At 39.6% G+C, this 17,734-nt stretch carries 18 protein-coding genes; all 18 read left to right on the plus strand.

Features of this window, described 5'->3' with window-relative positions:
* Positions 1-15: 15 nt before the first annotated feature.
* The 18 genes from DRF61_RS18645 (at position 16) to DRF61_RS22830 (ending at position 17,662) form a co-directional block, all read left to right on the plus strand.
* Positions 16-552 (plus strand): hypothetical protein, encoded by a 537-nt coding sequence (locus tag DRF61_RS18645; RefSeq protein ID WP_111959856.1) that lies wholly within the window; start codon positions 16-18, stop codon positions 550-552.
* A 117-nt stretch (positions 553-669) separates the two neighbouring features.
* Complete coding sequence (locus DRF61_RS18650; protein ID WP_111959858.1) at positions 670-990, plus strand: DUF4134 domain-containing protein; 321 nt, start codon at positions 670-672, stop codon at positions 988-990.
* 3 nt (positions 991-993) lie between these two features.
* Positions 994-1,308 carry a DUF4133 domain-containing protein gene (locus DRF61_RS18655; protein WP_111959860.1) on the plus strand — a complete coding sequence of 105 codons (315 nt, stop codon included), beginning with the start codon at positions 994-996 and terminating at the stop codon, positions 1,306-1,308.
* The gene (locus DRF61_RS18660; RefSeq protein ID WP_111959862.1) at positions 1,280-4,369 is read left to right on the plus strand and encodes a TraG family conjugative transposon ATPase; all 3,090 of its coding nucleotides are present in this window, start codon (positions 1,280-1,282) and stop codon (positions 4,367-4,369) included. The genes DRF61_RS18655 and DRF61_RS18660 overlap by 29 nt, the downstream gene beginning before the upstream one ends.
* Positions 4,356-5,009, plus strand: a complete 654-nt coding sequence (locus DRF61_RS18665; RefSeq protein WP_111959936.1) for a hypothetical protein — start codon at positions 4,356-4,358, stop codon at positions 5,007-5,009. The genes DRF61_RS18660 and DRF61_RS18665 overlap by 14 nt, the downstream gene beginning before the upstream one ends.
* 10 nt (positions 5,010-5,019) lie before the next feature.
* Positions 5,020-5,706, plus strand: coding sequence for a hypothetical protein (locus tag DRF61_RS22710; RefSeq protein WP_157963409.1), 687 nt, complete (start codon positions 5,020-5,022; stop codon positions 5,704-5,706).
* Between the two features lie 47 nt (positions 5,707-5,753).
* Positions 5,754-6,422 carry a hypothetical protein gene (locus DRF61_RS18680; protein ID WP_111959938.1) on the plus strand — a complete coding sequence of 223 codons (669 nt, stop codon included), beginning with the start codon at positions 5,754-5,756 and terminating at the stop codon, positions 6,420-6,422.
* Between the two features lie 4 nt (positions 6,423-6,426).
* Positions 6,427-7,257: a hypothetical protein gene (locus DRF61_RS18685; RefSeq protein WP_111959868.1), complete on the plus strand. Its 831-nt coding sequence runs from the start codon at positions 6,427-6,429 to the stop codon at positions 7,255-7,257.
* A 1-nt stretch (position 7,258) separates the two neighbouring features.
* Complete coding sequence (locus DRF61_RS18690) at positions 7,259-8,593, plus strand: TraJ family protein (protein ID WP_228452555.1); 1,335 nt, start codon at positions 7,259-7,261, stop codon at positions 8,591-8,593.
* Between the two features lie 10 nt (positions 8,594-8,603).
* On the plus strand, positions 8,604-9,218 hold the full coding sequence (gene traK, locus DRF61_RS18695; RefSeq protein ID WP_111959940.1) for a conjugative transposon protein TraK: 615 nt from the start codon (positions 8,604-8,606) through the stop codon (positions 9,216-9,218).
* A 2-nt stretch (positions 9,219-9,220) separates the two neighbouring features.
* Positions 9,221-9,571 carry a hypothetical protein gene (locus DRF61_RS18700; RefSeq protein WP_111959870.1) on the plus strand — a complete coding sequence of 117 codons (351 nt, stop codon included), beginning with the start codon at positions 9,221-9,223 and terminating at the stop codon, positions 9,569-9,571.
* A complete protein-coding gene (traM, locus tag DRF61_RS18705; protein WP_111959872.1) occupies positions 9,568-10,782 on the plus strand; it encodes a conjugative transposon protein TraM in 1,215 nt (404 codons plus the stop codon). Before DRF61_RS18700 ends, traM begins: the two co-directional genes overlap by 4 nt.
* Positions 10,783-10,786: 4 nt before the next feature.
* A complete protein-coding gene (locus DRF61_RS18710; RefSeq protein ID WP_111959874.1) occupies positions 10,787-11,659 on the plus strand; it encodes a DUF4138 domain-containing protein in 873 nt (290 codons plus the stop codon).
* Between the two features lie 12 nt (positions 11,660-11,671).
* Positions 11,672-12,028, plus strand: coding sequence for a hypothetical protein (locus tag DRF61_RS18715; protein WP_146896925.1), 357 nt, complete (start codon positions 11,672-11,674; stop codon positions 12,026-12,028).
* Positions 12,028-14,016, plus strand: coding sequence for a type IV secretory system conjugative DNA transfer family protein (locus DRF61_RS18720; RefSeq protein WP_111959878.1), 1,989 nt, complete (start codon positions 12,028-12,030; stop codon positions 14,014-14,016). The genes DRF61_RS18715 and DRF61_RS18720 overlap by 1 nt, the downstream gene beginning before the upstream one ends.
* Positions 14,017-14,020: 4 nt before the next feature.
* Positions 14,021-14,902 carry a M23 family metallopeptidase gene (locus tag DRF61_RS18725; RefSeq protein ID WP_111959880.1) on the plus strand — a complete coding sequence of 294 codons (882 nt, stop codon included), beginning with the start codon at positions 14,021-14,023 and terminating at the stop codon, positions 14,900-14,902.
* An 11-nt stretch (positions 14,903-14,913) separates the two neighbouring features.
* Positions 14,914-15,618, plus strand: a complete 705-nt coding sequence (locus DRF61_RS18730) for a hypothetical protein (protein WP_111959882.1) — start codon at positions 14,914-14,916, stop codon at positions 15,616-15,618.
* Between the two features lie 64 nt (positions 15,619-15,682).
* Positions 15,683-17,662, plus strand: coding sequence for a hypothetical protein (locus DRF61_RS22830; RefSeq protein ID WP_174772304.1), 1,980 nt, complete (start codon positions 15,683-15,685; stop codon positions 17,660-17,662).
* The last annotated feature ends 72 nt before the right edge of the window (positions 17,663-17,734 follow it).

The following is a 17,734-nucleotide window of genomic DNA, read 5'->3' on the forward strand; positions in this document are numbered from 1 at the left end:
AAATAAAAATGAAATATGATAAAGTATTCACTCATCCTATTAGCAGCTTATTTCCTGTATTATGCCGGAAATATCCTGTACGACCTTTTCTTAAAAAAAGAAAAGATCACTCATGTCGATCTGACTGAAGAATTTTCAATAGGCGGTTTTGCACAAGCTGATGCTGAACCTCCAAGCCGGATTGGAATTGAAGATGTTGAAAACATCAGTACACCCAAATCCTTTTTAAAAAAGGAGCTTGATTTCCCAAAACCATCTTCTGCCAATCAGCGTCCGGATCTGGAAGAACTAAGAGAACGATTTGAATCTGAGCAGGATATTGACGATATGCCTGCACCGGTGAACGATACCAAAACAGCACCAGAAGAAGAGAGCCCATCAGATAACACAAATCATTCTCAGGATATGCCAAGCAAAGCAGAACAATATCCTAAAAAGGAAAAGGCTGAACCTAAAAAATCCCATTGGAAAGAGCTTCTGAATTTATCGGAGACCACCGTGCAGCTGGTGGCTAATTACGATGGCCAAAAGGTCTACCACTCCGTCATCTAAGCAGTAAGAAACCCTTCAAATTGACCAAATATCATCCTATCATTTGATACGGATAGCATACCCCTTATGCCAATTCCTAAACACAAAAATTTAATTCTAAACCAATAATTAATCATTATGAACAACAATGTAAAACGCCATGTGGCAGTAAAAAAGATATTGACTGCCTGTATGATTCTCCTTGCTGTCACGCCTGTATTTGCCCAGGGCGGAGCAACAGCCATCTCTAATGCAGCCAATGACATTAAAGACTACTGGGATCCCATCAAACTGATCCTGAAAGCCGTGGGTGGATTGGTCGGCTTTATCGGAGGTCTTAGAGTGTATAACAAATGGACTAACGGTGATCAGGATGTGAACAAAGAAATCCTGGGCTATGGAGGAGCCATGATCTTTCTGATTGTCGTTCCGGAATTTGTAACCTCATTCTTTGCGTAAGGTATGGGATTCTACCTCTACAAGGGGCTCAAAAAGCCTCTTGTATTCTTCGGACTCAAAGGAAAATATATTTTCTATGCAGTGGGTGTTATTGGAGCCGGAGTCGTAGCCGCACTCATATTATCCAGGTTTGGATTACTGGGCTCTTTATTGGGGCTTACAGCCACCGGAGGCGGGGTCTATCTCATTTTCAAAAGGCAGGATAAACATGGCCTGTACGATAAAACTAAAAACTTCGATCAGATTTTCATATTTCCTAAAAGGTTGGACAATAAAAAATTTTTACAGCATGGCAACAACAAAAAAGCAGACATTTAATATTCCTTTCATCGGGTATGATTACGGAAAAGATCACCATTGGGATTTTGATGTTCTTTTCGGGCAGTATGGAAACCCCATCATTGGCATCAGAATCAGGAATATGGTGGAACAATATTCCGCAGATCCGGACAATTATCTGAACTTCCATACGGTGTTGAACCAGGTGGTATCCATCATCGGAGAAGGGAGGATTGTTCAGAAGCTTGATATTTTCTCAAAAAAGAAATATTCAGCCGAGGCTTCCAAGGAGTTCCTCCAACAGAAATATTCCGAGCATTTTGACGGCAGGCTTTTTAAAACGATTGAAACAGTACTGCTGTTTACGGATATTATTCATGATAAAAATAAGAAATCCGGCCGGTCAGCGACTGGTGGCAATATAACAGAAAAGAGTTATAAAGAACTCCGGGACAAATGCCAGAAGGTGTTTATGCTGTTGAAGCAAAATGACTGTGAACCGGAGTTTTTATTCGAGAAAGATTTTGAGTATTATATTTCCGGAGCTTTATCCATGCAGTTTTCGGGTACCCCGGTTTTCGACAATATCAGAAGTACTAATGAATATTTGCAAATAGGCAACCGGTTTGTTAAAAACATCTCTTATGTCGATGTAGAAAACATTGACCTGCCCTCTGAAATTGAACCTTATTCTATCCTGGGAGGAAACGGAGCTGCGGCAGAAACGGCAGTGGATAATTTTACCTTCATTAATGAGCTGGAAGATTATGAAACGATTATCTACAACCAGGTCATTACCATTCCACATCAGGCACAGCAGCAAAGGGAACTCGACAAAAAGAAGAAAAAGCACGAAGGAGCGGCAAATAACTCTCCATCCAATGCCATTATTGCCGAAGAAATCCAGAGCCTTCTCCATCATATAGCCATAGACGGCCAACTTATTGTCAATGCCCATTTTTCCCTACTATTTTCAACAAACACGCTGGAAGAAATGGAAGGGACACAGTCGATGATTGAAAATAAGCTGTTTACCAAGGGGATCATAGTTTCAAGAAATGCCTATAACCAATTGGAGCTATTTCGAGCAGCCCTACCGGGTAACGCCACAGAACTAAGGGAGTATGATCTGTTTATGACGACGAGCGAAGCGGCGTTATGTTTTTTTTTTAAAGAAAGCTACCCCGTGAACGAAGAAAGTGGCTTCTACCTCAGATTTACCGACCGGCAGGGCGTTCCCCTAAAAGTAGATCCCTCGGATTTACCGATGAAAACCGGAAGAATTAATAACCGTAACAAGTTTGTGCTGGGTCCCAGCGGTTCAGGCAAGAGCTTTTTAATGAATAATATCGTGGAACAGTACCTCACTTACAATTATGATGTCGTGATCGTGGATACCGGAGATTCCTATTCAGGAACCTGCAAATATAAAGGCGGAAGATATATCCAGTATACCGAGGAAAAACCCATTACAATGAATCCTTTCCTGATGGACCAAAAAGAATTCAATATTGAAAAAATAGAATTTTTGACTAACCTTATCTTTTTGATCTGGCAGGGGCCTGATGCCACGATGTCCTCGGCACAGAAATCTATACTGGATAATGTCCTGATGTCGTATTATCACAGTTTTTTCCATTCAGGAACGAAGTGGTATGAAAATACAACCTCGGAGGAGCTTATCCTTTATTTAAGCAAATACAATATTCACGAAGAAGATGTCTATGCAGCATATGAAGAGCAGTCCAGGGGACAGCATACCTATTATGACATTCTGGGAATTACCTTCGATGCCGGCTTTGATGAAGTGAAGGAAGCCTTTAGAAAACTCGCGATTGAATACCATCCGGATAAAAATCTGAATAATCCTGATTATGACAGCGAGAAATTCTATACGATTTATGAAGCTTATGAAACGCTGAGCGATCAGGAAAAACGCAAAGCCTATAATGAAACCCAGCTGATTCTTACTAAGGCTAATGAAATCATACAGCAGTCCAAAGACACTGAAGACTGGAATGAATCCTTTAGGAAAGCCCTGATTAAAAAAATTAAGGAGCTGGAAGAGAAGCTTGTTATAAAAGAACTTTCCTTCAACGGATTCTATGAGTACTGCGAAAAATTCCTGCCCCTTTACCTGAATAATAAAAAGCATAAAATTAGAGAGACGGAATTTAATCTTAGGACATTTCTATTTGTATTAAGGGATTTTTACAAAGGTGGACGCTACGGGACAACCCTAAATAATGAAGGAGACAATAGTCTCTTTAATGAGCCTTTCATTGTATTCGAAATCGATAATGTGAAAGATAATCCCAAACTTTTTCCTATCGTAACGCTCATCATTATGGACACTTTCATCCAGAAGATGAGACTCAGAAAAGAGCGTCGCAAAGCCCTGATTATTGAAGAAGCATGGAAAGCTATTGCCTCAAAATTAATGGGTGGATACATCCTCTATCTCTACAAAACCGTTAGAAAATTCTGGGGTGAAGCAGTGGTGGTTACCCAGGAACTGGACGATATTATTGGCAATGCCGTCGTAAAAGACAGCATTATCAACAACTCCGATACGTTTATTCTGCTGGATCAGACCAAATTTAAGGACAACTTTGACCGGATAGCCGCTCTGCTTTCCTTGAATAAAGTAGAGCAAAACAAGATCTTCACGATCAATAACTTAAATAATAAGTTCGGGCGAAGCCGCTTCAAGGAATTTTATCTCAAAAGAGGTTCCAAAGGAGAAGTATACGGCAACGAAGTGGCCCTCGAGCAATATTTGACCTACACCACGGAAAAGCCTGAAAAGTCGGCTGTTGAATACTACGTACAGCAGTATGGAAATTATGATAAAGCCTTAGAAATCTTTGTAGAACAGGTGAAAAGCTTCGGGGATGATATGGGAAGCATGGTTTCCTTAGTGAACCTCTACCAAAAGCCTTTGGACTCAAAAGTCCTTGCATTCTACCACGGACTAAAGAACCGGAAAGCGAATGCCGGTAAGAATATCCTCAAAATCATTACCCAGAAATTAGAAGATCATAACATCAGTCTTTCAGAATTAATCAATAAACAACTGCATGAATATGAAAAAGTTTAGTTTAATTTTTTTAGGATTTGGAAGTGTACTGTATGCCCAAAACACGTACATAGACCCTACCGTAACGGCAGCGATGATCCTGTATTCAGAAAACCTGAAAGCCAAGCAGAATGAAGTCATCGATGAAACTTCCAAGCTGAAAGATGCGCAGACCTGGGTCGGAACCCAGATGGTAACCGCCAATGATATCCAGAATAAAATACTCAAAGGTTTGAAAGAAGTTTCCGGCACCCTGCAAAACGGGATTCAGGTAAAAGAGATTTACACGGAACTTAATAAATGCTACGGGTATTCTTCAGACGTCGTTCAACTGGCTTCCACGCATCCCCAATACGCCATTTTCGGGGTTAAAGCCTCGCAAAAAACCTATGAGCAAAGCCTGAAAATCGTAACCGATGTATCGGACATCCTGGCTTCGGGAGAGCTGAACCTCGCTACAGCAGGCGACCGCTATAAGATCCTCCATAATATCTCCGGAAATGTAAAAAATTTAAAGCTGTGGCTTTTGGCCATAAAGCTGCGATTGGAAAAAGCCAACAGGCTGGGATTCTGGAATTCCATTAATCCCTTTGCGGGCTATATCAATACCGATAAAGCCATTGTTGAAGATATTATGAACCGGTACAAACGTAATTTTTAAAGATCATAGGATGAAAAGGAAATTTTTTTTAAGCGTATTCATTCCGACGGTTTACATCGTAATCACTTCTTCCGGAGGAGGGTCTACACCCGCCTGGCAAAAAGAAAATGTTTCCTTTCCAATGATGGATTTGGAAATCAACGCCACGATGAAGGAGCATGACAGGCAAAAAGAAATGCGGCAAAACCAGACACTGAATGCCGGAATTGAAACCATCAATAAAAACGAGTGGAACAGCTTCAAGGATAAGGTGGTTAAAATACAGGACAGGCTGAGGATTGTTTCATTTGCCTTGCAGGCGATTCCAACAGGAGTAGCGATAGGCCGGGAGGTGAATAAGATCACCCAAAATCAGGCTGCCATTATTGACGAAATCAGTACCGCGCCTTACTCCATTGCAGCTGTCCTGCCTTCGGAAGTACAGTATGTGGATGATTTACAAATGGTACTCCGCTTAATCACCGGAATTATCCTCTCTTACGGAGCCATTAATCAAATGGAAAAATCGGAACGCAAGATTTTATTGGATTATGCTTTAGGCGAAGTCAAAACCCTGAGCAGAAATTCTACCCATATGCTGCTCAAAATACGCGATATTAAAGCCAAGGTACTGCGCAATAAAAGAGCTTTGCAGTACTACGTCAACAGGGATAAGCAAGTGGTCGAGAATATTATGAAGAACATTAAATCCTTTTAAGAATGAAATCGAAGATTAGCAAATACCATAATGAAAAAAATAAGGATATGAGCAAAAAAATACTAACCCTCGGAATTGTACTGCTTTTTACGATTTGTGTAAAAAGCCAGCAGATTGTGATAAATGATAAATTGTTGTCCCAGATTACGGTCAATCATGGCGTTCGATTAGGGAGTGAGCAGGCTTTTTTAGACTCTTATGAAAAGCAAAATGAGCTGTATAACGAGATCAAAAATAAAACGGCCCAGGTGATTGCTATTCAGGAATATATCTACCAGCAGCTTAAAAATGTCAATTCGGCCCTTACCCAAAGTAAAAAGCTTATCTATCTCTATCAGTATTTAGGGAAAATCGTCAGCAACTCCCAAGCGATGCTGGATTTGTCTGTGCAACATCCGGAATATGCCGCGCTGGTTTCAAAATATTATGCGGCCATAGGACAGCAGGCAATAAAGCTCCAACAGGAGGTCACTCAGGATATCCTGAATGAAAACAAAGATTTTCTGATGGATGCTATGGATCGGGAAATGCTCATTGAAAAGGTACTGACAAGGGTCAGGAATATCAACGGCAATATTCTCTATATCATTTTACGGCTACAGAACGCCAAGAAGATCCCTTATCTCTATCAGGTACCTGTACTTAGGAATTACATCAATATCGACAGAGCCATAGTGGGGGACATTATTCAGAAATACAAATACATTTTTAACTAAAACAATGGAAAAATTATTTATAAAATTAATCAGGCTGCAATTACTGCTTGTAGCTGCTACCGTATCCGCACAATTGAGTGTAAAAAGGCTCAATGACCCAGCCATTGTCGCCCAGCACAAGCGGATGGTTTTTGAAAGCTGGGGAGACTGGCGCCCGTACCCCAAATATTTCCTGGGAGTTCAGACCAATTTTGCCTATGCCACGGTATGGGGGATGTGGGCTCCTAAAATCAACAGGGATTATAAGGATGGAGACGACATAAGACCCTTAAAACCCACGGGAGTACAGAATCAGCGATTTGCAGAAGTGAAATATGAGGAAGAAGAAGCCAAAAAAATAAAAGCTGCTTCCGATACCATTTATAAAAGGAGTGTCCAGGACTTTGCCCATTGGACTTCTGCTACCGTAGATGCCGATCCGCTTTGGCTATTGTATTACAAGCGCATGTTAAAACCCATTACTGAATTTCCGGATACCCCGCAGAATTTTATGGAATGGAGGCTGAAAGACCAGGAGACCTACGAAACACTTTATAGTATAGGAACCCTAAAAAGGCTTCAGCAGGAACTGGATATGATCAAAGAAAAATATTCGATGTCCCGGTCTATGGATATGCCAAGGGGAAAACGCTTTCTAATGTACCACGAAACCCTACTTCGTTGGAGAAAATTTGTTCAGGAATTAAGGAAACATAATAACAAAACGACCCTTCTTTTGGATTATAAAAATATCCTGAAAAATCATTCTCCTTATGCTTTGCCTACAGCCTGGAGTCCGTCGTCGGACGGGCAGGTCGTTCAAAATATTATGAATCAATACAAACACCGATATTAAGATGAATAAGATAGTAACCTTACGCTGTTGTCTTCTGGCTCTTTTATTGCCGGTAATGGGCTTTGCCCAGACCGATGGTGATTACAGCAATTTACTTCAGTTCCTGAAAGGCGACGGAGCTTTTGAAAAATGGTTTATGGAGGTCTTTACCAAGCTGGACACCAGTATTCAGGATAATGCCAGTGATGCCGCATTGGTGGGAAAAGCCATTGGCGGATTAGGGGCATTGATGTACCTCGGATACATGGGATGGCAGATGGCAGCCGGAGACCGGGAGTGGGAGATTACCCCGATGCTGAAACCAATCCTGATTGGATTTACGCTGATCTACTGGACGGGTTTCGTTAATCTGATACAGGCTCCCTTTGAAGCCATTGCAGAGCCGGGAATCAGTATTTTTAGCGATATAGAATCTGAGGTTAATGATCTTCGGGTGCAGCGCTTCAAAAAACAACAGCAATTGCTCGATGCCATCATCAAGCTGAAAGCAGATGAAGATGCCAAGCAGGAAGTCATTGAGAATACCGGACAAGATGCTGATGATTCGTGGTTTGATATCAGTGAGGGATTGGATAAACTTATCCAGCCCATCAAGGAGTGGCAGATCAGGATGCAGTTCCAGATGCAAAAATTAGTTGCTGAAGTGATTGAGTTTATCTGCCTTTCCATTCTGAGAATTTGTGTCTACCTGATTTTCTTTATTCAGAAGATCTGGGCGTACATCCTTATTATATTAGGTCCGATCGCCGTGGGAATGGCCCTTGTTCCGGGATTTGAAAGTTCCCTCTACAACTGGGTTTCCAAATTCATCAATATCAATCTCTACACTTTTGTGGCGTATACCATCATCAACATTGGCCAGCAGCTGATCGCTTCCGGCTATATGATGGAAATAGAAAGGTATGATACCCTTTTAACAAACGGAACGGTGACCAATTTAGATGCCCTACTGGTCTATGTAACCAATTCGGGAATGATTTATAACCAACTTTTTACGTGCGTAGCCTATATCGTAACCGGAATCGGGGTTTTAATGACCCCTACCATTGCAGATACCATTGTATCAGCAGGAGGAGCCGGAGCCATGACGAAGATGAAAAGTGCCATAGGCAAAATGGCAGGCAGTGCTAAAACTGCGGTTCTGGCTGTTAAAACCGGAGGAGCTTCTGTGGCTGCAACATCTGCAAAATCTGCGAAATCCGGTTCTGCATCCGGTAGGGTGAGCAGTGCAATGAATAACAGTAGAAGTACTGGTAATAATAGTATTAACAATAGCAGTGGGAACAGTAACCGTAATAGCAGCGATGGTCATAACAGTAGTAGCAATAATAAATAATAAATTAAAAATGCTTATCAAAAATATAGAACAAAGAATCAAGGTGAATAAGGTGGTTTCACTTTCTGCCATTGCCTTTGCCGTCTTCGTTGTCATTGCAGGATTTTTCTTCGCCTATAAAATGATTGAAGATTCCAGGAAATCCATTTATATCCTGGATAACGGTGTCCCGGTTTTGGCAAAGCAAACCGATGTTTTACTTAACAGGCCCGTTGAATACAAAGCCCAGATTGAACTCTTTCACCGGTTATTTTTCACATTGGCTCCTGACGATACCTACATCAAGGATAATATCCAGAAATCACTGTACCTGATTGATGACAGTGGAAAGAAAGAATACACCAACCTCAGGGAAAAAGGCTTTTATAACCAGATTATAGCGTCCAGCTCTATGGTAAGCACTCATACCGATTCGGTTAAGCTCGATATGGAACAAAAGAAATTTGCTTTTTTCGGGAAGCAGATGATTACAAGAAAATCATCTGTCATTACCCGAAAGCTCATCACTGAGGGCTTCTTTGAGGACATCATCCGAAGTCCCAATAACCCGCATGGAGTGATCCTCAAAAACTGGCGGATCCTTGATAATGAAGAAATCTCCAATCAAACCAAAAATTCGTACTAACAATGAACACTATATTCAAACATGCCCGACAGAAATGCTTACAATGGATCGTCCATCATCCGAAAAAGTTTTTTACCTATTCGATGATTTTTTTGTCAGTGTCATTCATAGGTTCTCTGATCCAGGGAATTTTCTTTACTAAGGAAACTGTATTTACCATTAAGTCGCCTGTCCTTTACTCTAAAAGTCAAATGGCTCAGCATTCCACTGTAAACAACGAAACAGAGATGGAAAAGATTGTGGAAGAGCTTAAGATTTTAAAAGTGAAAAGAGACCGAAAGCAATTACAGAAAGAAGACAGCCTGAGGATTGAATATTTGTTTAACCAATTTCAAAAATTAAAAAATCAATGAAAAAACTTGATTTCAAACAGAAAAAATACATCCTGCCCCTTCTGGCATTGCCGTTCCTGCTGCTTTTTATCTATGTAGGAACCCAGTTCGCCAAAGAAGAACAGCCCAAAGAGAAGCCTAAAGAACTCTCCCTTTCTCTTGGTGAGTCGCAAGATTCTATTATGAGTAAAAACGATGCCTATGATGCATTTTTCAAAAAAGAAGATAACAGGACGATGCTCGGTGGGTTGGGCAAAGAAAAGGACAGCTTGCTCAGCTACGAAGACCAGCTGTCATTAGCTCAAAAGAGAAAAATAGATTCGCTTAAAGCGGTGTCCGGAAGGCAAACCGGATATCAATCGAAAGGAAATTTATCTTCGTACTATAATCCGAAACAAGAACAGAATGATGACCGGGATTACAAAAGGTCTTCAGAGATTATCAGGATGCTGAACGTTCAATCCTACGGAAAACCGGAAAGTGACTATGCTTCAGAGCATTCAAAAGCAACTCCTCAAACCCATCAGCAAAACCCCGATCCGGTCAAATACCTGAAACAACAGATGCTGGTGATGGATTCTTTGGAAAAAGCAAGAGACCCGGAGTACCAAAGTAAGCTGGCAGCAGAGGAAAAGCTGAAAATGAGTAAGGAAAAAATGGAAGAATTTCTGAATTCTACCTTCAATGTCAGTAAATCCGGTATCAATAGTGAGTTTAATGCTTTTTACAAAGAAAAGGAAAACAGCTTTATCAAGGCGGTCATTGATGAAAACAACAAAGGGTATTTGGGAAGCCGGATCCGGCTGAGATTATTGGAAGACATATTTGTGGGTAACAAAAAACTCAGCAAGGGTTCCATACTCTATGGGCAGATTTCAGGATTTGCGATGCAAAGGGTTAATCTCAGTATCGTATCTGTATTTACCAAAGGAGAAATTTACCCGGTCAACTTATCGGTTTACGACGTCGATGGCATGAAAGGATTGTATGTGCCAGAGAGCGTTTTCCGGGATATGATTCGGGAAATGGGGAGCAATTCCGTACAGGGAACGCAGATGGATATGGGCGGACAGGGATTTTTCACCAGTATTGGCTCTAAGCTGTTTACATCCACTTCCAAGTCCATTGCTAACCTGATTAAAACCAACAAAGCCAAATTGAAATACAACTCTTATGTATTTCTGATTGACGAAAAACAATTGAAAGATTCACAATACCAACAAAAAAAATAAAAAAATGAAAGCCATATTGTACACATTACTGATTTTCACGGCTCAACTTTTTACTGCACAAACAGCCACCAAGGAACAGCTCATTTCGGATTTACCGGAACTAGAAATTACTGAAAAAATCAGCCTTCATATTATTTCTCCGGAACCCATCCAATATGTGGATCTCTCCACTCAGCAGCTCACTGGAGATTTACCTTCGACCCAGATTGCTCGTGTTAAAATTGCCGATAAGCCCGAAGGTACCGAAAAAGAAAAAACCAAAAATCCTGTTCTGTATTATTCTAACGGGGATCAAATCGGCATTATCACGGTGGTGGGGCAGTCTTTTATTGCGCAGTACAAAGCTGTTTACAGAAATTCTGAAAACCTGAATACCGTTACCAATATCCATATCCAGCCGGAAGAAATGCAGCCCATAGAATTTGATAAAATGGTTTTCTCCAACCTTGAGCTGAGAAAATTTGCGATAGACATCATTCAGAAAAAATCAGAAAAAAATCCGATCCGGGAAGAGAAGAATCTCGGACTCAGTGTTCAGCTCAATAATGTCTATGTCATCAGTGACTATATATTCCTGGATATGACCTTTAAAAACAATTCCAACTTAAGTTATGATATCGAAGCTTTGAAATTCTCTGTAGAGGATAAAAAGATCCATAAGGCGACCAACAACCAAAGTATTGAGATGACCCCGGTATTTCAACTAAACCCTCAAAAGCATTTCAGGAAGAATTTCAGGAATATTTATGTGTTCAAAAAATTCACCTATCCTAACTCTAAAATGATGATGATCCGCCTGATTGAAGAGCAACTCTCCGGAAGAGCCATCGAGATGAAGATCAACTACTCTGATATCCTTAAAGCCGATACATTTTAAATAATTGATACTATGGACAATTTTATAACTATCGCAATTATAGTATATGGACTAATGCTAATTGCAACTGTATACTGCTGTGTTTGTCTCATCATTTTTGGAAAAAAATGGAACCAATATGCAAAGGATTATGAGCAATTATTAATCCTTAAAAATGAGTTTGAGAAAATGTCTGAAGAAGAAAGTTACTCCTGTATGATCGAAAGGGTTAAAAAAAGAGGATATGAAGTTATTGACCAATTGAATGTGTTGAAGGCTGATCTTGTTAAAATACTGGAACATCATGAAAAATTGCAACAGCAGAAGCTGCATCATAACCAGTCTGTGAAGGAGCCATCACTGGATGATTTTTTTGAAAACTATTCCTAATGCAAGAACAACAACATCAGATCAGGATTTACGGCTTCCTTCAGAAGGTGGTATATGCGGTGGTAGCGCTGGATTGTGCTTCACTATTTTATCTGCATGCCAATATTCCGGTGGTTTCCAACTTATTGAAGAATTTTTCCAGAATGAGCTTCATTTATCCTCCTGTCAATGCTAAACTGGCGACACTCATTCTGATAGGATTAGTGGCGATTGGAACAAAAGCTAAGAAAAAGAAAGACCTTAATATCGCTATGGAAATAGTAGTTCCTATGGTATTGGGACTCCTGATGATGTTATCTTCTCTGGTTTGGGAGCGTGAAGCCGGAAATCCCTTACTTCCTAAAATATTTCCCGGAATGAGTCTTTACCAGGTTGTGTATGCTTTTTTATCGTTTTTAGGAGCGGTTGTTCTTCAAATGGGAGCTGACAGCATCTCCAAGCTGATGCAGCAGAAAATGGGAAAAGACCGATGGAATGTCGAGGAAGAATCTTTTGACCAGAACCAGGAATTAGTAGAATCCGACATGATGATTAATATTCCTTATTTATTCCGGTATAAAGGGAAAAGTAATAAAGGCTGGATGAATATTAATCCTTTCCGGGGGACGATGGTGATTGGTGTGCCAGGTTCCGGTAAATCTTTTGGAGTGATCAATCCCGCGATCAGGCAGATGATTGCTAAAGGATTTTGTCTCATCATTTATGATTTTAAGTTTCCCGACTTGGCGCAGATCGCTTATTACCACTATTTATTCAAAAAAAGTAAGGAATCAGGTTATAATTACAATTTTTATGTTATTAACCTCAATGAAGTGGAGAAATCCAAAAGAGTCAATCCGTTTAAAAAAGAATATGTAAAAACATTGGCCGAAGCACAGGAAATGGCTGAAGCTATGGTGTCTTCTCTACAAAAAGGTAGTACCAGTTCCGGAGGTGGATCAGAAGCGTTCTTTACCCAATCCGCGATTAATTTCCTTTCATCCTGTATTTATTTTTTTGCGACCCACGAAAACGGAAAGTATTCGGATCTGCCCCACATCCTTTCCTTTGTGAACCGTAGTTATAAGGAAATTTTTGATACACTTTTTGGACATGAAGAACTGTATTCTTTATTATCACCTTTTAAATCAGCCTATGATAACAAGGCTTTTGACCAACTGGAGGGGCAGGTAGGAACATTGAAGATTTTCCTTTCCCGATTGGCTACCAAAGAAAGCTTTTGGGTGTTTTCAGGGGATGAAGTGGAACTCAAAATAACAGACAGGAACAATCCTTCCATTATTATTTTAGCATCAGACCCGGGAACTCAGGATATCAACTCCGCTTTGTATTCTTCGGTGCTCAACAGGACTTTACGTTTAATTAACTCTAAAAACAATCTTCCCGGAGGAATCATTGCCGATGAATTTCCTACGATTTACATCCATAAAATTGATAATGTCGTGGCTACTGCAAGGAGCAATAGGGTTGCCGTAATACTTGGGCTTCAGGAGCTTCCACAGCTACGCCAGTTTTATAAGAAGGAAGTGGCTGATACCATTTCTGCCATTGTCGGAAATATCCTGTCCGGCTCTGCAAGAGATAAAAACACGCTCGACTGGCTCGAAAAACTGTTTGGAAAAATAAAGCAGAAGTCATATTCGCAGTCCATTTCCCAGCAGGGTACGACGACAAGCATCAATGAGAAAATGGATCATATGATTCCTGCCGGAAAAATTGCGGCACTCAAAACCGGGGAAATGGTAGGAATGATTGCCCAGGGAGAAGAAAATGATACTGAAGAGTACAAAACCTCCGCTGTGAACGGCAAAATCAACCTGGATATGAAAAGTATTAAAAAAGAGGAGGCGGAACTTCCGCCCATGCCATCTTATTACTCTTTTGTGGATAAGGCAGGAGTTAACCGCAAAGAAGAAGTCTTAATGACCAACTTCAGGAAAATCAATAAGGAAGTAGAATTAATCGTCCGCGAATCAGTAAAAGCATAATCTTATGAAGAGTAAAATAATAAGTATCCGGATTTATAGGATGGTAGTCCCCATGTTCCTATTAGTAAGCAGTTTTACTTTTGCCCAGTTCAATACCTTAATGCCTGCCCAGCCTCAAAAGCCCGAAAGTCAAACCCGTATTGAAACTACAAAAGAAGAGAAACCTATTGATCCAAAAAATGGGAAAAATTTCTGGGAGAGAATCTTCAAGACGACAACAAAGACGGATTTAAAAAATGAATTGGATTCCTTAAAAACCCTTATGAAAGGATATCGTCAAGAGAATAATGACAGAAAAGCACGATACGAAAAAATGAAAGATTCTTTACTATTGGCCACTCAGCTTAGAGCCGAACTGAAAAAGGATCTTTTAAAAAATCAAAGTTCGCAGGCTTTATATGATTTTGTAGAAGTGCCTAAAGAATCTTTATCAAAAATTGTAATGCCTCTGGCGGGTAAAATGATGGTCACATCTCCTTACGGGACACGACTCCATCCCATTTCCGGAACCCGGAAAATGCATAGCGGTATTGACCTAAAAGCATATTATGAAAATGTATATGCAGTCATGGACGGAGTAGTAACGGCAGTGGGCCGGTCAGCGACCGGAGGCAATTATATCAAGATCCTCCACTATGGCCGATTTGAGACAAGCTACCTCCATCTTTCAGAGATTTATTATCGGACCGGAGAGTTCGTGAAAGCCGGATTTATCTTGGGAAGAAGCGGGAATACCGGGAATTCTACAGGGCCTCACCTGCATTTTTCGGTGAAAGAATTCGGACAAAGCATTAACCCCGCTCATTTTTTAAATGATTTAATAAAAGCCACTCATCTCATGGAAACCTATCATAATACTAAGACAGCAACATACAACCCCTACTAAATACATTAACAATGAAAAACAGCAATTTACCCACAGACGAACTGAAAAAATATGGAATTATTAATGAAGATCATACATTTTCCAAAAAACTAAGCGCAGAAGATATTCAGAAATTCTTACAAGGATACACTATTGTCGCTGACAACGATACAAAAAGGGCAACTTTTCAGCTCACGGATGATAATACCAGACTAAAAGTAATTTTTTTGGAAAGAGATAAAAGCATCTCGGAAATCCTTAAAAACAGTGAAAAGAGAATCGAATATTCTGACATAAAGGAACTCTCTAATAAATTGCCACCGGAGGTTCCGGCACTGGAAAAGAAAGCCTTTATTTTCGATAAGGACACCGGCATAGTAGCAGAGTTTGATTTCATCAGGCATACAACGGAATTGACTGCTATTATTGCTGATCTAAGAGATGCAACTGAAACCGCGCGATATAAATTTGAATTACTAAAGCTTAAGGCATTTATCCTCGATAAATTGGAAGCGGAACTTCCGCCTGAGATCGCTAAAGAAATTACTAATGATTTGAATATTATCTCCAAAGAGATTAGTACAGTTGATGGAATTCTTGCCCAGCAAAATCTTAATCAAAAAGAAAAATCTGATATCAGTTTGAATGTAAACGACCCGGATCTTTATCAAGATGCGAATCAGATGAGAGAAGAAGAGGAGCAGGAGCAAGAAGAAAAGCGAAGGTTTAGAAGATAAATCTTATTGATACCTCTAATAAACTGTTTCAGAATATATAAAAATCTCAAAATAAAATTTTAAAATGGATTTATTTGAAGATTACAGCCTACTTCCGGAGGAATTGAAGACGGTCTGTGATAAATGGCAGGAAAAAGCGGCGTACCGGGGACTTGATTATAATGATTGTGAGATTTTCCAGAAAGAATGCGAAGCTATCGGCTATACGTTTGATTATGGACTGGATGCAGAACCATTTGATTTACGACCCATCAATTTAGGGAAACAATTACAAGACCATATTACTAACAATCAAGATCCGGGCATTATGCGAACAACAAATGATCTAAGCTGGTATGATAAGAATATTACTCCTCTAACCCGGGCTTATAAAGATTTTGTAAAAGAAAAAGAAAATACATCACCTGAACATTTTTTTCAGGATGGTGAAAGAGTCTTTACGGCAAAAGAAATCAAGTTTTTAAAAATTCTTGAGTATAAAAGTTCTAAAAATGAAATTAATGCTTCTTATCCTGAAAGTAGAGAACCAGTAACCGAGAATTCAGGTATTGCAGAGAACAGGGAATTGAAGCTTGATGAACTCAAGGATATGCTTACTCAATATTATGAAAAAGAGCAGGAAAGTATGTTTGATTTTACCCATCCGAAATCTATTAAGACGTTGGAACTGGCATTATTTCTTCAAAATGCAGATGAACCGTTAAAGAAGGAAGTTCTGACATACATTTTTACAGAACCGCCACTACAGCCTGATTTTTACGACTTCATGGATGATTCTTATGATAGGGGAGAATCTTTTTATGAGAAAGCAAAGGAATCCTATAAGATAAAGATAGAAAAATATAACCTTTTTTTAGAAAATGCTTATTCAGTTTTTGACAGATACAATTTTGATATTCATATGGTCCATGAATCCAATGTCGAAAGCGCACCGGATGCATTCAAAGTCTTAGTGCATGACCTGTCTAATCAGTTTTCTGCTGAAACTAAAGCTACCATTAAAGCCATTAATGCAGATCAGGCTAATAATGAAAGGAAAACCTATGAAGCCCCTCAAATAGGGAAAAATAATCCCCATGTGGAAACTAGCATCGAGGGATATAGCAACAGTGAATTAATGAATCTGTCCGATGGCGAATTAGAAAATCTATTAAAGCTAAAGAAAGAACAGTATAAAATAGAACAAGTGAACGATGATATCATTGCTATGTCTTTTACCAGTAGTGAAATAAAAAGACTTCTGGCCCTGATTCATCATAAATCAATTAATAACAATCAAAATCCCAACATTATGGAAACAACAAAAGAATTCGATCAGGTTCAATACCTAAAAGACCAGTTAAAATACCTTGGCTTTGGCGAAGATTCAACACTTCACGAAGATTTGGAAAAAGGTATTGAGTCTCCCAAACAGCAGTTTGAAATCAAGGCAGTCTCAGATAAGGCACTGTCCGGAAATACCGTAGACTTTGTTTTGAAATTCAATAAAAGCGAAAATGGAGGTGTTTTCTTTAATTCTTACCTGGCAACGCTGAAAAATGAAAAAGATGAAAGTTTTTCTCACAATTTTTATGTGAACAAAGAAAACACCTTTACTGCTAAAGAGGCCGTTAATCTTCTGGAAGGTCGTTCCGTGAAAATAGAATTTCACAATCCGAAAACAGACCAGGTAGAACCAGCCTTTGTTAAGCTCGATTTTAAAGAGCCTAAAACAGAAAAGGGGAATTATAATTTCCAGAATTTTTATAAAAACTATGGTATTGATACCGCAGAAATTGTAGAAAAGTCCAATCTGGTATTTGATAAGCCTGAATATAAGGAGAATACAATAAAATCTTTGGAAAAAGGAAACGTGGTTAAGGTGAAGTTTGAATTGGAAGATGGGATAGTGGAAGGAAAAGCCGTTCTCAACCCCCAATATAAAAACCTGAACCTATATGATATGGAGATGAACAGGATCAATACCAACAAGCCTCTACAGGGTTTGGAAGATGAGAGAGAGCAAGATAAAGCCAATGTAAGAGAGCAAAGTATCAAACGATAAAAATTTTCCTATCCATTATCTGAAAGCGGTAAGTCTGATGATGATTTGCCGCTTTTTTAAAATCTTATTCAT

The organism is Chryseobacterium lathyri, from assembly GCF_003290185.1.
In the GTDB taxonomy this organism is placed as follows: Bacteria; Bacteroidota; Bacteroidia; order Flavobacteriales; family Weeksellaceae; genus Chryseobacterium; species Chryseobacterium lathyri.